We start from the raw sequence: 15,116 nt of genomic DNA on the forward strand, positions 1-15,116 counted from the left end.
ACTACCACACCCCAAATGAACTTTATGAGAAAGAACTAGATTCAATCTATCGAATTCAATCGTAAAAAGTGTTCAATTTAAATTTGCAATTTAGGATTTTTTAATTCCATAAAAATCACCTATTTTTTAAACTATCGTTTTATCATAGATATAAATAGCTATATGGCAATATTCAAGTAAAACGGTCTTAAACAGAATGGCATTTAATACTTAAAGTATAAAATATTTTAAGGTTAAATGCTTTTTACTTTAAATATAAAAAATATAGATATACTATTTAAAAAAACATTAAAATAGTATAATTATAAATAATAAAGTATAGTTTAATTTTAAGCAAGAAGAAAAATTTATTGTAATATATGAATTAAATAATTAAAGTAAAAAATCTTACAATATGAGGCATTAAAGCATTCGAGGAGACTTAGAGAAGTGATTAATTTATCCCAAGTATAATGAACTAAAAGTAGAAAAATCGTTAAATTTCGATATTAAAAATGGAGAGTATGTTGGCATTATTGGACAGCATGTTGCTAATAAAACTAACCGAAAGCTAATAAATTTAGTTTCTAGTCTATTTATTATAAGGAGGGGCTGCATATGCTAAACAAAGTAATTAATAATATTCAGTTGCTTCTAAGCTTTACTGGTAAGAGGAAGAGACTCTTCTTAATCTGGCCTCTGCTAATAATCTTCTATACCTTAAGCAATGTCTTAATTAGTTCGACTATTCCTGCTTATGTAGTCGCTATCTTTTCAAACTATGTTTCTTATTTACAATTAGGATTATTGTTAATTTTATGTTTTATTATTGGCTTATTTAATTGGTTAAAGGACCGCCTTAGCCGCAAGATGTTTTGGGAAAATATCTATTTGAGAATGGTGATTACAGCCCAAGATGCTCAGTCATTCTTATCAGAACCATACGAATTAAGCTTAAATGAACAACAAAAAGAAATGCGTGAAACCAGTATGCACTATGGCTTCTCTGATGATAATAGTGGGGTGGCGTTATTTTTCCCAGAATTAGTTGCTTCTGTTAGTGCCTTAGCTAGTTTAATGGTAATTATTATTGTTTTAGCTAAGCTTTCTCTGGTCTTGCCCGTAATTGCTGTAGTTACTATTTGTTTAGCTTTCTATGCTATGAAGAACTACGCAACTGTTCGTAACTCTCTAAATAAAAACATGAAGGACTTGTATTTAAGATACGATTATTATAATCGCATTGCCTTTTCTGATGATGCTAGTCAGATTACCCGCTTATACAACTACAGTTCCAAGATGAAAAAGAAGCTCGAAGATAGTGCTAATCAAATAGAAAACTTAGAAAGCAGAATCCTAAAGAAAAAATTATTAAATACAGTATTGCTGCAAATTTTTGCCTTATTAAGAATAGTTACAATTTATGGTTTTCTTATTTGGCAAGCTTTAACTGGGAAGATTAGTTCTACAGAATTTACCTTTTATTTTACAATTTGTACTAATCTTGAATTATTAGTCAATAATCTTTGGACTCATACTCGACTTTTTTTATCTGCTAATGATGACCTAACTATTGGTAGAGAATATATTGATAAGAGCCGGAAATATCTTTTAACTTCAAATTATAAGAATTCCCATCCTTTGGATGAGGCGGTTACAATTGAGTTCGACCATGTTTATTTTAAGTACCCTAATGCTGAGCAATATACCATTCAAGATTTCAATTTAAAGATTAATAAGGGAGAGCACTTAGCCTTAATTGGACATAATGGTGCTGGTAAGTCGACCTTAATGTTATTATTAATGGGCTATTTATCACCTAGCAAGGGCAAAATTATAATTAATGGTAAGCCTGCCACCGCTGCTGAAAGAAAGTCTAAGTTCTCGACTATGTTCCAAGATAATACTGTGCTAGCAACAAGTGTTGATAATAATATTACCTTATTTCAGCCGAGTTCTCCAAGCCAAATCCAGGATGTTTATGCAAAGGTGGGTTTATCGAATATCTTGAAGAAGGGCTTAACTGGCGACTCTATCTTAACTAAGCATATTGATCCTTCAGGAGTTGAGTTATCAGGCGGTGAAACAGAAACATTAATGTTAGCCAGAATGTTATTTAGAAGAGCAGGAGCTTATATCCTCGATGAACCTTCGGCTTCTCTTGATGCAATAAAAGAAAAAGAGCTATATGCTGCAATCGAAAAACTAATCCATGAAAAGACAGTCATCTTTATTTCTCATAGACTAGCTTCTATTTCTTTATCTGATAATATCTGTCTGCTAGCTAATGGTCAGATCTCAGCTTATGGTAAGCACGAACAACTTCTTCAAACTTCACAAGAGTATCGTGACCTTTATGAAAGTCAGTCTAAGTATTATAAAGGAGGGATGACATTAATGCTTAAGAAGATACACGAATTCATAGCCCTAGTGCCTAAGATGAACGAATTATACCCTCATATAATCTTGTTAGAAGTTATTAGCTCAATATTGGCTAGTGTCTTAAAGTTTATCAATGTTTTATTTATTGGGTTAGAGCTTAATCTTTTGTTTAATGCTAAACAAGATATTAACAGGATAGCTTATGTGACTGCTGGGTTTATTGCAATTACTATTGTTCTATCTATAGCAAGTAAGGCATTGCATGACTATACAGAAAAGCAAACCCGATTAATAAATCTGTGGGCTAAGACAAGTATGTCCAAGCATTTGTTTGAAGTAGATTATGAAACTTTTGAAGATGCAGGTTTTAGAAGTCTATACAATGATGTTAAGTCAGGGCTAGAGTTTGTAGGTGGCTTTCAATTATATATTGAAAATGTAGTAAGTAGCGTAGTCAGCTTTATGACCACCTTGATTATGTCTGGCGGGGTATTAGTAACTGTTATGGTAGCTCCGGCCAAGAATGGTGCCATTAGCAATTTGGTCTTATTCTTGGTAATAGCAATCTTACTGGTCTTTATTTTAGGTGTATCATTTCTTGGTGGTAAGAAGTTCGGTAAGATAATGAATGACTTCTTTGTTTTCAATGTTCAATTCAACCAAAAACTAAACTATTACTTCGAACAAGCATTCAAAGACCTCAAGGTAAAACGTCTGCTAAGTTTATTTGATCCAGGACAGGTCTTTTTTAGGGAAGCAAGAAGCGATGTCTTGTCTGGGATAGATAAAGATCGTGATCTACAAGTGAAGGCTGTTAGCGTTAGAAGCTTTCCGACAATTATTATTAATACCGTCATTGGTCTAATCTATATTATTCTGGGCTTAACTATCCTGAATAGAGGACTTGGTGTGGGGCTTATTGTTACTAGTGTAGGGACGCTTGAGTTATTAATTTATGATTTGAGTAGTTTTTTGAACGCTTTAGGCAATAGTGATGCTTCTTTAAATGTAGTTAAGCAATACTTTAAATTCATGAATTACGGATCTATGAAGAATTCTAGTGATAGGGTCCCTAAGATTGATAGCAATAATGTAGAGATTGTCTTTCACAATGTCAGTTATCAATACCCTAATCGGAAAGATTATGCCCTCAAAAACATCAATCTAACTTTAAAAGGAAATAGTAAAATTGCCCTAGTTGGTAGAAACGGCTCAGGTAAGACAACTTTAGTTAAGTTGCTACTTCGGTTAATAAATCCAACATCTGGTCAAATTACGATGAATGGGATTAATATCCAGGACTTTGACTTAGTTGCATACCAGAAGCTCTTTTCAAGTGTGCCGCAAAGCACTTTCCTTTATGCAGATACGGTCGCAAGCAATATTAGTTTGGGAGAACAAGAAGACTCCGATAAACTAATCGCTAGCCTCAAGAAAGTAAATCTAGCTCAAAAAATTAGCTCTTTTAAGTTAGGAATTGACACACCATTAACGTCCGAATTGGATCAAGATGGCGTTAACCTATCAGGCGGGGAAGCCCAAGCGATTGGAATTAGCCGTGCAGTATATCGTGATAGTCCAATTTATGTGCTTGATGAACCAACTGCTGCTCTAGATCCAATAAAGGAAGCTGAAATGTTTAACTATGTTAATCAGGTAACTGATAATCGGATGGTCTTGTTTATTTCACACCGGATGAGCATGACCACTTATAGTGACAAGATTTATGTGCTTGATGGAGGTCAATTAGTTGAGCAAGGCAATCACCATACTTTGATGCAGAACGATGGTCTATATTATCAAATGTTTAAAGCACAACAAGATTATTTCAAAAAGATGGCTTAAATAAATTCCTAGTAATGTCAAGGGATTTATTATTTATAATTTCTTAACAATGAGCTTAAAAAATAATAAAAAGATATAAAAACAAATAGAACTATTGTAAAATAGAAATGCTTATTGGAGGAAATTATGAAATATTTGATAACCGGTGCTAATAGTAAACTAGCACAAAAAGTAACCCATTGGCTTAAAACAATGACTGAAGAAGCCAATATTAGAGTGGGCTTACCCTCTCTAAGTGAAAAACATGAATATAGAGATTTAGAAGTTGATAAGGTGGAATTAGATTATACTAACCATCACTCAATTAGTTCTAGCTTTAAAGGAATTGATCTTGTAATCTATATCCCAACAATTGGATTAGATCTATCAAACAGAATATTAGAATTCGAAAATATCCTCACCGCTAGTGAAAAAGCTCATGCTAAGTTTATCTTTGTCAGCTTCTTTGCCGACCAAGCGAATAATCCATTCTTGATGTCGCCATTTTATGCATATGCGCAAAGAAGGCTAGCTGGGTCAGGTGTAGCTTATACAGTAGTAAAGAATACCATGTATGCCGATCCTTTGGTTGATTATATTCCTGAGCTAATTAAGCGCAAGAATATTATTTATCCAGTTGGTGATCAATCATTATCATTTATTACTTTAAATGACAGTGCCCATGCTATCGCCTGCTTAGCCGTTCAAAAGGCTCTGCGTGATAAGGGGCAATCATACTTACTATCAATGGAAAACAATTATAATATGATTGAGCTTGCTTATATAATTAGCCATGCAACTGAAACAGAGATCGGCTATGATCCAGTGACTATTGAAGAGTTTACTCGCATTTACCATAATCCAGTTATGACTTCACTTTATGCTGCAGGTGGCAAAGGTTTGCTTGATGCCACTTCGAGGGACTTTCATAAGATTACTGGTCGTGAACCTGAAAGAATGAACCATTACCTACGTAATGGTTACCAAATAGCCAAATTGTTAGATTATTGAACTGAACTTAATAGCAAAGAAAAAGAGAAGTAGAATTATCTGCTTCTCTTTTTGACGCTTAAAGGCTATCTTGAATATTATCTGCTAAATAATTGTATAGCATGTTCTTCTTAAGCTGACTAGTATCATGTCCCAGAGCTTGAGCGATTGCATAAGCATATGCCCAGGCTGTTGCAGGACCACGACTAGTGATTACTTTTTGCTTAGGATCAGTGACAGTAATTGCGGTACTGAACTTGCCCGTAGGGCATTCTTGCTTAATTGTATCTTCAAAGCCAGGATAGCAGGTATAATTAGTATCCTTCAACACGCCATAGCGGCTTAAGGCGATTGGGGCAGCACACATTGCTGCATCCCACTTACCATCATTGTGACGCTTAACCATTAATTCGGCTAGCTTCTGATTATCGCGCAAATTCTCAGCACCGATTCTTCCACCAGGGAAGGCGACTAGGTCATAGTCAAGCAGGCTATCATCAACAACCTTATCGCAAGTAATTAAGATATTGTGGTCACCGTGGATTACCTTTTTATCTAAGCCAACCATATCACAATCGATATTTAATCGGCGCAAGACATCAACAGTACTTAATCCCTCAACTTCTTCGCATCCATCCGCAAAGACAACAGCAACTCTTGTCATCTAATCATCCTTTCTTAAATAATTCCTTTAACTTATATTCTAACTCAAATTAATTTTTCAATTCCAAATCAAGCTTAAAAAATAGATGTTGTATCAGCAAAATTGTGAAACACAAAATATAGTAGCATATAATAAAATACTTGCATTAAGCGACTTTTCTGGTAATATTTAAATCAATACCAGACTAAATTTGTGAAACATTTATTAGAAAGAAGGTTTTTTATGTCTACAGAAGTTTATTTAGTTCGCCACGGTGAAACAATGTTTAACCAACTTAATAAAGTTCAGGGCTGGGCTGATTCACCACTCACTGTGAAGGGAATCGACGACCTAAAGGTAACAGCCCACAATTTATCACAAGTTCACTTTGATAAGATGTATAGTTCTGACCTGAAACGGGCAATCGATACAGTTCACTTGATTGCAGACGCTAATGAGGTGTCTAATATCGGCAAGATAAAGAAGTTTCCAGCTTTTAGAGAAGTATTTTTTGGTACTTTTGAAGGCGATGATATCGACCAGACTTGGGAGAAGGTATCGCTTGCTGGAGGAATGGATCCTTCAACTGATGTCAATGAGATTATCAATACTTTAGGAATTTACAGGTTTAGAGAAGCCACCAAGAAGGCCGACCCCCGCCACTTAGCAGAGAATAGCGCTGAATTAGATGATAGAATGACCAGGGCAATTGAACAATTAACTGAAGAAGCCAGGGGACTTGGACGAGTATTGATTGTATCTCATGGTGACTTTATTAAGACTTTAGGTATTAAGTACTGGAAGCAATCGGACGGCTTGCATGATATACCTTTCCCAGAAAATGGTAGTGTAAGCCGAGGGATCTTACATGATAATGGGAAGTTTGAGATTATCGATTATAATGTTAAGAACCAAGATCTACTTGATATGTAGCAATTATTTTAGAAGCTGTTAAACTAGAGGCAGTGATTAACTACATATCGGGGGATTTTTATGAAGGATAAGTCGTCAATTCGTTATTTATGTATTACGATCTTGAACATTGTAATCACTGTAGCTGAATTTATCGGGGGTGCTGTTTCAGGATCTTTAGCGCTCTTGTCAGATGCGGTTCATAACTTAAGTGATGTTGGTTCAATTGTCTTGGCCTTTATCGCTAATTTAATTTCTAAGCGCAAGCGCAACTTTAGTAAGACTTTTGGCTATGATCGTGCTGAGATATTGGCAGCTTTTACGAATGGGATAATCTTAATTGTAATTAGCTTATACTTAATGTTTGAGGGAATTCAGCGCTTCTCTCATCCTGAACCCATTAAGGGGTGGGTGATGCTGGTAGTATCAATAATTGGCTTAGTTGCCAATTTGATTTCGATGTTGGTTGTGATGAATGAGGCTAAACATAATTTAAATGCTAAGGCGACTTTTCTTAATATGTTGTCAGATGCTTTAACTAGTGTTGCTGTAGTTATTGGTGCAATTTTTATTTCAATTTGGCAGATTAATTGGTTAGACCCACTACTAACAATTGCGGCTTCGCTGTTTTTACTGAAGGAAGCATATGAGATAACCATTAAGGCGGCTAATATCTTAATGGAAACCAACCCCAGCATTGATTTAGACCAAGTAAAGAGTATAATTCTTTCAATTCCAGAAGTGAAGAATGTCCACCACGTCCATGTCTGGCAATATTCAGATTCAATTACGATGATCGATGCTCACATTAATGTTGACGCTAAGATGGACGCTGAAGATTTAGATGACTTGTATGGTAAGATAGAGCAGAAATTGCAAGACCTAGGAATTAATCATGTAACCTTGCAGGCCGAATGCATTCGTGGGATGCATGCGAAGATTCTTGCTTCAGGAAAAAATAATAACTAATAGATAAGACCTGCTAACTTAATTTGGTAAAATAAAGGCAGGTCTTTTAATTTATTTTTAGAAAGGACATAATTATGGAATTTGATACTGAAAAATTAAAGCAAAAAATTAATGAAAAAACAGCAGAACTAGTTCAAACAGCCCAGGAAGTGTCCGATGATTTTAAGCAAAATCAATTACCGAAAGTAAAGCAAGCAGTGAATGAAAACTCAGAAAAAACTCTTGCTTGGAGTAAAAACCACGGTCAAAAAATCTGGAACAAGTCAAAGCAATCATTTAAAGATAATATTCGTAAGCTAGACCAGTGGGTGAATGGTAGCAGTGTGCATAGGGATGATTAAAGATGCAGATTAATTGGGTAATTAGCTTAATTATTTTAGTTGTAGGATTGTGGGACATTTATACGGCCTTTCAAAGAAGACGTAATAAAAAATTCATTGCTCAAAAGCAGCATGACTTAAGTCATGCTTCTAGTGCTGAAAAGCGTAACTATCCTACTAGTGGTGAAGCTTATTTTTTGGCTTTAGGAATTATTTTTACAATTTCAGGAATTATATTATTGATTTGGCATTAGTCATAGGTGGTAGTTGTTTTGGTCAAGTTAGTTTTAATTAGACATGGTGAGAGTACTGCAAATGCAGATAATGTATATACTGGTTGGAATGACGTTCCCCTAAGTGCGAAGGGAGTCGAGCAAGCTAAGCAAGCTGGCTTAAAAGTGCAAAAAATTGCTGATTTTATGCCAACCCATATTCATACTTCTGTCTTATCGCGGGCAATCATCACGGCTAATATTGTTGCTGAAGTATGTCACTTCTTATATTTACCAATTACTAAAACTTGGCGACTTAATGAGCGGCACTACGGGGCTTTGCGGGGGATCAATAAGGATGTTTCGCGCAAAGTATTTGGAAAAGAGCAAGTCCTAGAATGGCGACGCAGCTTCGATAGTGTGCCACCTAAGTTAGCTCAGCCGGTTCAAGATAGGAGATACCAAGCTTATGACATGGGCCTGATGCCCCAAGGAGAGAGCTTGCATCAGACTCAGCAACGCCTAATGCCTTATTATTGGGATAATGTTGCACCTAAGCTTGCTGCTGGACAAGATCAACTAATTGTTGCCCATGGATCAAGCTTACGTGCATTAATAAAAAAACTTGAGCATATTAATAACCAAGATATTGTTAAAGTTGAGGTACCAAATGCTCAGCCAATCGTTTATAGTTTTGATAAAAACTTAAAAATCATTAAAAAACAAATTTTAAAATAGTTTTGCCCGTGTGAAAGTTCGTGAAACCGTAAATTTTATGGTAGAATTTTTTACGTGTATATGACTTGAAATTTAGTTTGGAGAAAAAGATGCGTAAAATATTTCTATTAAGAGGGGCCCCAGGATCGGGTAAGTCTTCCTTTATTGCTCGTCACCATCTACAGCCTTACGCTATTTCTCGCGATGCGGTTCGCTTGTTGCTAGCGGATCTAACTGTCTATTACGAGAAAAAAACTGACCAGCTCCACCAAGTAGTACCTCGCTATGTCACTGAGGATACTGAGAAAATGGTCGATCATCTAGTTGAACATAAGATGTCATATGGTGAAACAGTAATTGTTGACGGTACACATATAACTCCTGAAGCGATTGAACACTTCAAGCCTTGGGTTGATAAGTACCGTTATGAGTTGTTTGTAGTTGACCTAATGCAGAATAACACCTTAGACGGCTTACTAAGGCGTAATAGAATTAGGATCAACTATGACTGGGTTAAGCCTGCTGTAATCAAGATGATGTATGACAAGTATGAAGCTAATCCCGAAGTTCCTGACTGGGCTTATTCTATTTTGCCGACAGGGATGGATCGAGCACTAAGTCAGAAAGAGAAGAACCTAGATCGTTATTCTCATGTTATCTGTGTACCTGATAGAGTTACAGCTGAAGATTTTCCTCATGTTCATATTTCTAATTTTTACTTTTCATTTAATGATGAATTTACTAAGAAGTATGGTAGTTATCACAATGTTATTACACTTGCTAAGACGCCTGAAGAAGCAATTAAGCAGTTCAAGTTGCCATACTTTGTCTTTAAATTTCATCATAAGCATTTTCTAATTTCTGCTTATCCAATTAGGAATGAGATGCTTGATCCGATTAGGAAGGTTAAGGGAGTGTGGACTTATTCAACTGGGCTTTATAATGTGGCTGACTTTGTAAAAGAATTCCCCGAAAATGAAAAGCCTCACGTCCACCAATTTAACTTAAGTAAAATAGATCCTACCAGATTACTTCATATCTGGTAGAAAAAACGCTACGTAAAATTTTACGTAGCGTTTTTTATAGGGATTAATTAAAAGTTATTAGCTAAAGCTCCCATTGGGTCCCATGGCAGTAATTGAATTGGATCCTTAGAGCCTTGCTCAAAGGCTTGCTTCAAATCTTCAGGCATATTCTGCTTATTAATAACAGCTTGGTAGACAAACTTGTCAAACCATGAATCACTCATTACGAAGTAACCATCAAAGCCAGGCTTGTTGCCCCATGAGTTCTCAATCTTCCACTTAGTTGGCTTACCATCAACTAAGTCAACCCCAGTGATAACCATTGCATGGTCCATCAAGCTTTCACCAGAATTAAGGGCATCGGCTTTAGACATGTTGAAATCAACATCAAATAATTCATCACGCTTGTAAAGTTCAGTATCAAGCAAGCCAGCTTGACGTTCAGAATCCTTAACCACATTAGAACCAAACCATACAACTTCACCTGACTTCAATTGTTTAATAATTAAGTCCTTCATTTCATCAATTGGTAAGTTCAAGTGACGTACTTGACGTCCACCTTCAATATTTCCTAAGTATTCAACTGAGAATACCTTGTGGAATGGCTTATCATCAGTTGGAGCATTAATTGTTGAAACATATTGGCTTAAGTCCCAGCCAACGTATTTCTTAAAGAAGTCTTGTGGGGTCAAGTCACTGTCTCTGTGATAATTCTTATCATCATCGCGGTATTCGAAGTCGAACTTCTTAGGTGGAAGACCAAGAGAGATAGCTAGGATACGGAATACTTCCTTAAGCATTTCATTTTTACGGGTTTGAACCTCATCTTCACTCTTACCTGCTTGAACTAAGCGGCGTAATTCAAGACCATCTTTGCGAAGTAAGGTATTTAGAGTATCATTTAAAGCTCTGGAATTAGTGGCATTAGCAGTTTCTGGGTAGGCACTCTTAGGTACGATGCCGTATTTTTCAATAATGCCGCAGAGCATGTCCCATTGACCACCATCTTGTTGAGGAGTGGTAAATAAGAATGAAACCTTACGGTCACCCAAGTCCTTGTCAGCACTGGCAATTACATTTTCAAAGAACCAGTTAGACTTTTCAAATTTATCCCAGAAGTTAGTATAGTTTTGAGATAGTTCGAAATCTTTAATCTTGAAATCTTTTTGAATTGAGTGGCGCATGGTATTTAGAGCACTAAACATCCAGCAGCGGCCGGATTGCTTTTGGTTGGCTACTTTACCAGTATCAATTTCGATTGAAAAGGTAGGGGTCAGGTCAATTTTAGTTTGTAAGTTTTGACTTGCCTTGTAGATGCCGTTTTCTTGAACAGCACGGGCAGCGATCTTGTTAGCGCGGTTAGAATTAAAATCTTCTTCAAAGCTACTAATAGCTTCACTGGTGATTTCCTTAGTCATTTACAAAAAATCCTCCTTAAAAATAATAGATTAGAACTATTTTATACTATTAATAATCAAGCGTCTAATAATCTTGTTTGAAAAAGTAAGTTTTGGCATGAATGAAAATAAGATAGAATAAAAGACAGGACAAATTATTTGAATTAGAACAGATAGGAATTTAAAATGCGTAAACGTGGATTTGAAATTGTTTCTAAATATCAGGACTCTAACTTACACTTACCCCAAAGACAAACCCCAGCTAGTGCGGGTTATGACTTTGAGGCGGCTGAAGATGTGGTAATTCCATCTATTTGGCGGTTTAATTTTGTGAGAATTTTTCGCTTGATTAGGAACTTTCACGAACTTAATGAACATGATTATCGTGTAGCAGAACAAATTTTAAAGCCTTTTTTAGTGCCAACGGGAATTAAATGTTATATGCCTGAAGACGAGGTTTTGATTTTAGCCAATCGCTCCTCAAATACCTATAAGCGTAATGTGACTCTGCCCAATGGGATTGGAGTAATAGATAGTGACTATTACAATAATCAGAACAATGAGGGAGAGATTTATTTTCAGCTGATTAATTATGGCGTTCGCCCTCTAAAGATAAAAAAAGGCGAGAGAATAGGTCAGGGTATTTTTATACCATATTTAAGAGCGGATAATGATAATCCAGTTCCTCAAAAACGTACTGGCGGATTTGGATCCTCGGGTGTAAAGGATGAATTAAATGGCAAAGACAAAGACTAATTATAAGTGTCGTAATTGTGGTTATGTGTCTGCATCGTATTTAGGAAGATGTCCTAATTGTGGTGCTTGGAACCAATTAGAAAAGCAAACAACAACTGTTAAAAAGACCTCTTCTAAGGCTACTGCTAGCCGCTTAATGACTAATATCGGTAGCAACGAGCCGATCAAGCTCAATGAAGTAAAAGCTAAAAAAGAAGAGCGGATTGTAACGCCCTATGAAGAGTTAAACCGTGTCTTAGGTGGCGGTATTGTTCCTGGATCACTCGTCTTAATTGGTGGTGATCCAGGTATTGGTAAGTCAACTTTGATGCTTCAGATAATGGGTACTATTGCCAAAGACCATGAAGTCTTGTATGTTTCTGGTGAAGAGTCTGCTAGTCAGATCAAGATGCGGGCTGATCGACTAGGAGCTAGTGACAGCGGAATCTTACTATATCCAGAAACTAATATGGAAAATATTCGCCAGCAAATAGACGACCTGAAGCCAGATTTTTTAGTAATTGATTCAATTCAAACAATGAATGAACCCAGTCTAGATTCGATGGTAGGATCTGCATCCCAAGTGCGGGAGGTTACTAGTGAATTAATGAAGATTGCTAAGAATGATCAAATTACTGTCTTCGTGGTTGGTCATGTAACTAAGGAAGGCTCAATTGCTGGACCCAAGATATTAGAACATATGGTTGACACGGTGCTGTACTTTGAAGGGGATGGGCACCATGCTTATCGGATCTTGCGCTCAGTTAAGAATCGGTTTGGTGCTGCTAATGAAATTGGCATGTTCGAGATGAAGAATGAGGGTCTTAGTGAGGTTACTAACCCTTCGGCGATCTTTTTAGACGAGAGGTTACCTAACTCTACCGGTTCTGCGATTGTGGTTTCACTAGAAGGAACACGTCCGCTGATGGCAGATATTCAAGCACTAGTAACGCCAACTGCCTTCGGTTATGCTAAGAGGACAACTTCAGGATTGGATTTCAATCGAGTAGCCTTGTTGCTGGCTGTCTTAGAGAAGCGTGGCAACTTAATGCTTCAAAACCAAGACGCATTTTTAACAGCGACAGGTGGTATAAAACTTAACGAACCAGCTATTGACCTAGCAATTACTATGGCTGTTGCATCTAGTTACAAAAATGAAGAGATTCCTTCAACTGATTGCTTTGTTGGTGAATTAGGTTTAACTGGGGAAGTAAGACGAGTTAACCGCATTGAAGCTCGGGTTAATGAAGCTGCTAAGGTTGGCTTTAAGCGTATTTTTATTCCTAGACATAATATGTCTAAAAGCTTGAAATCTCGCAGCGATATTGAAGTAGTTGGGGTAGCTAGTCTGCCTCAGGCATTAAAGTTAGTATTTGGTTAATGAATGATTGAACTTTTTTACTAGAAAAGTTAAACTTAAAGAGATGCATTTTAAACATAATTGAATGAAAGAGGCGCTTTATTTTGGCTAAACAAAAAATCCGTGTGCGTTATGCTCCAAGTCCAACTGGTCACTTGCACATTGGTAATGCACGTACTGCATTATTTAATTACTTATTTGCACGTCACAACAAGGGTACATTTGTTCTGCGTATTGAAGATACCGACCAAAAACGTAATGTTAAAGGTGGCTCCCAATCTCAGATGGAGAACCTTCACTGGTTAGGAATCGACTGGGATGAAGGTCCTGACAAGGGCGGTAAATACGGACCATATCGTCAATCAGAACGAAAAGATATTTACAACAAGTATATTCAACAATTAATTGATGAAGGTAAGGCTTACTACTCTTATAAGACTGAAGAAGAACTTGAAGCCCAACGTGAAGAACAACGTGCAATGGGTATTGCTCCTCACTACACTTATGAATATGAAGGCATGACTGCTGATGAAATTAAGCAAGCTCAAGCAGCTGCAGAAGCTAAGGGCTTGAAGCCAGTCGTAAGAATTCATATTCCAGAAAATAGAACCTATGCTTGGGATGATATTGTTAAGGGTAAGGTATCATTCGAATCTGATACTATTGGCGGAGACTTTGTTATCCAAAAGCGTGACGGGATGCCAACTTACAACTTTGCAGTTGTAGTCGACGACCACTTAATGGAAATTACTCACGTTTTGCGCGGTGATGACCACGTAGCCAATACTCCTAAGCAATTAGTTGTTTATGAAGCTTTGGGCTGGGAGCCACCTAAGTTTGGTCATATGACTTTGATTATTAATTCTGAAACTGGTAAGAAGCTTTCTAAGCGTGATGAATCAGTATTGCAATTTATTGAACAGTACCGTGATCTTGGCTACTTGCCAGATGCAATGTTTAACTTCATTACCTTACTTGGCTGGTCACCAGTTGGTGAAAACGAGCTCTTTTCACAACGTGAATTAATTAAACAATTTGATCCTGACCGCCTATCTAAGTCACCAGCAGCATTCGACCAGAAGAAGCTTGAATGGATCAACAATCAATACGTTAAGAAGGCTGACCGCGATACCTTGTTAGACTTAGCTTTGAATAACTTGCAAGAAGCTGGCCTAGTAGAAAAGGAAATCACACCGGGTAAGATGGAATGGATTCGCCAATTAGTTAACATCTATTCTGTTCAAATGTCTTATACTCAACAAATCGTTGATATGACTAAGATTTTCTTTGAAGATCCTAAGGACTTAACTGCTGAAGAAATTGAAGAAATTAAAAAGGACGAAGGTCGCGGTGTAATTGAAGAGTTCAAGAAACAATTAGACCTAATTCCTCGCTTTACTTCAGTTCAAATTATGAATGCTATCCAAGCTACTCGTAAGGCTACTGGAGTTAAAGGTAGAAAGCTATTTATGCCAATTCGGATTGCTGGTACACGTTCAATGGTTGGACCTGGTATTGGTGAAGCAATGGAACTTTTAGGTAAGGAACGAGTAGTAAAGCACTTAGACTTAACCTTGAAGCAAATGCAAGAAAATGGTCTTTAATCAAAAATAATGAAGATAAAGAAGCTGTAAAAAAACGCAGCTTCTTT

At 36.6% G+C, this 15,116-nt stretch carries 13 protein-coding genes; 11 read left to right on the forward strand and 2 right to left on the reverse strand.

Annotated features, from left to right (window positions below; all coding sequences use genetic code 11):
- The first annotated feature begins 597 nt into the window (after positions 1-597).
- Both J2Z60_RS09965 and J2Z60_RS09970 read left to right on the forward strand, forming a co-directional pair.
- Complete coding sequence (locus J2Z60_RS09965; RefSeq protein WP_209687554.1) at positions 598-4,206, forward strand: ATP-binding cassette domain-containing protein; 3,609 nt, start codon at positions 598-600, stop codon at positions 4,204-4,206.
- Between the two features lie 126 nt (positions 4,207-4,332).
- The gene (locus tag J2Z60_RS09970) at positions 4,333-5,196 is read left to right on the forward strand and encodes a Rossmann-fold NAD(P)-binding domain-containing protein (RefSeq protein ID WP_209687555.1); all 864 of its coding nucleotides are present in this window, start codon (positions 4,333-4,335) and stop codon (positions 5,194-5,196) included.
- A 58-nt stretch (positions 5,197-5,254) separates the two neighbouring features.
- Here the strand turns inward: J2Z60_RS09970 and J2Z60_RS09975 are convergent, their stop codons facing one another.
- On the reverse strand, positions 5,255-5,839 hold the full coding sequence (locus J2Z60_RS09975) for a DJ-1 family glyoxalase III (RefSeq protein WP_209687556.1): 585 nt from the start codon (positions 5,837-5,839) through the stop codon (positions 5,255-5,257).
- A 222-nt stretch (positions 5,840-6,061) separates the two neighbouring features.
- Between J2Z60_RS09975 and J2Z60_RS09980 the strand changes: the two genes are divergently transcribed.
- The 6 genes from J2Z60_RS09980 (at position 6,062) to J2Z60_RS10005 (ending at position 9,994) form a co-directional block, all read left to right on the forward strand.
- Positions 6,062-6,751 carry a histidine phosphatase family protein gene (locus J2Z60_RS09980; protein WP_209687557.1) on the forward strand — a complete coding sequence of 230 codons (690 nt, stop codon included), beginning with the start codon at positions 6,062-6,064 and terminating at the stop codon, positions 6,749-6,751.
- Between the two features lie 60 nt (positions 6,752-6,811).
- Positions 6,812-7,699 carry a cation diffusion facilitator family transporter gene (locus tag J2Z60_RS09985; protein WP_209687558.1) on the forward strand — a complete coding sequence of 296 codons (888 nt, stop codon included), beginning with the start codon at positions 6,812-6,814 and terminating at the stop codon, positions 7,697-7,699.
- A 74-nt stretch (positions 7,700-7,773) separates the two neighbouring features.
- Entirely contained in the window at positions 7,774-8,040 is a 267-nt protein-coding gene (locus tag J2Z60_RS09990) for a hypothetical protein (protein ID WP_209687559.1), read from the forward strand.
- A gap of 2 nt (positions 8,041-8,042) precedes the next feature.
- Positions 8,043-8,273 (forward strand): hypothetical protein, encoded by a 231-nt coding sequence (locus J2Z60_RS09995; RefSeq protein ID WP_209687560.1) that lies wholly within the window; start codon positions 8,043-8,045, stop codon positions 8,271-8,273.
- 18 nt (positions 8,274-8,291) lie between these two features.
- A complete protein-coding gene (locus J2Z60_RS10000; RefSeq protein ID WP_209687561.1) occupies positions 8,292-8,969 on the forward strand; it encodes a 2,3-bisphosphoglycerate-dependent phosphoglycerate mutase in 678 nt (225 codons plus the stop codon).
- Between the two features lie 77 nt (positions 8,970-9,046).
- A complete protein-coding gene (locus tag J2Z60_RS10005; protein ID WP_342590255.1) occupies positions 9,047-9,994 on the forward strand; it encodes an AAA family ATPase in 948 nt (315 codons plus the stop codon).
- 47 nt (positions 9,995-10,041) lie between these two features.
- On the opposite strand, the gene pepC is transcribed toward J2Z60_RS10005, so the two are convergent.
- Positions 10,042-11,391 carry an aminopeptidase C gene (gene pepC / locus J2Z60_RS10010; RefSeq protein WP_209687563.1) on the reverse strand — a complete coding sequence of 450 codons (1,350 nt, stop codon included), beginning with the start codon at positions 11,389-11,391 and terminating at the stop codon, positions 10,042-10,044.
- Between the two features lie 165 nt (positions 11,392-11,556).
- On the opposite strand from pepC, the gene J2Z60_RS10015 reads away from it, so the two are divergent.
- From J2Z60_RS10015 to gltX, 3 genes are all read left to right on the forward strand, one after another.
- Positions 11,557-12,126, forward strand: coding sequence for a dCTP deaminase/dUTPase family protein (locus J2Z60_RS10015; RefSeq protein ID WP_209687564.1), 570 nt, complete (start codon positions 11,557-11,559; stop codon positions 12,124-12,126).
- Positions 12,107-13,486, forward strand: coding sequence for a DNA repair protein RadA (gene radA, locus J2Z60_RS10020; protein ID WP_209687565.1), 1,380 nt, complete (start codon positions 12,107-12,109; stop codon positions 13,484-13,486). Before J2Z60_RS10015 ends, radA begins: the two co-directional genes overlap by 20 nt.
- An 83-nt stretch (positions 13,487-13,569) precedes the next feature.
- Entirely contained in the window at positions 13,570-15,069 is a 1,500-nt protein-coding gene (gene gltX, locus J2Z60_RS10025) for a glutamate--tRNA ligase (protein ID WP_209687566.1), read from the forward strand.
- The last annotated feature ends 47 nt before the right edge of the window (positions 15,070-15,116 follow it).

It is taken from the genome of Lactobacillus colini (assembly GCF_017874575.1).
Taxonomy (GTDB): domain Bacteria; phylum Bacillota; class Bacilli; order Lactobacillales; family Lactobacillaceae; genus Lactobacillus; species Lactobacillus colini.

What these genes read in the sequence shown, in the direction of transcription:
- J2Z60_RS09965 (WP_209687554.1), top strand. Translation starts at nt 598, where the DNA reads ATGCTAAACAAAGTAATTAATAATATTCAGTTGCTTCTAAGCTTTACT.
- J2Z60_RS09970 (WP_209687555.1), top strand. Translation starts at nt 4,333, where the DNA reads ATGAAATATTTGATAACCGGTGCTAATAGTAAACTAGCACAAAAAGTA.
- J2Z60_RS09975 (WP_209687556.1), bottom strand. Translation starts at nt 5,839, where the DNA reads ATGACAAGAGTTGCTGTTGTCTTTGCGGATGGATGCGAAGAAGTTGAG.
- J2Z60_RS09980 (WP_209687557.1), top strand. Translation starts at nt 6,062, where the DNA reads ATGTCTACAGAAGTTTATTTAGTTCGCCACGGTGAAACAATGTTTAAC.
- J2Z60_RS09985 (WP_209687558.1), top strand. Translation starts at nt 6,812, where the DNA reads ATGAAGGATAAGTCGTCAATTCGTTATTTATGTATTACGATCTTGAAC.
- J2Z60_RS09990 (WP_209687559.1), top strand. Translation starts at nt 7,774, where the DNA reads ATGGAATTTGATACTGAAAAATTAAAGCAAAAAATTAATGAAAAAACA.
- J2Z60_RS09995 (WP_209687560.1), top strand. Translation starts at nt 8,043, where the DNA reads ATGCAGATTAATTGGGTAATTAGCTTAATTATTTTAGTTGTAGGATTG.
- pepC (WP_209687563.1), bottom strand. Translation starts at nt 11,391, where the DNA reads ATGACTAAGGAAATCACCAGTGAAGCTATTAGTAGCTTTGAAGAAGAT.
- J2Z60_RS10015 (WP_209687564.1), top strand. Translation starts at nt 11,557, where the DNA reads ATGCGTAAACGTGGATTTGAAATTGTTTCTAAATATCAGGACTCTAAC.
- radA (WP_209687565.1), top strand. Translation starts at nt 12,107, where the DNA reads ATGGCAAAGACAAAGACTAATTATAAGTGTCGTAATTGTGGTTATGTG.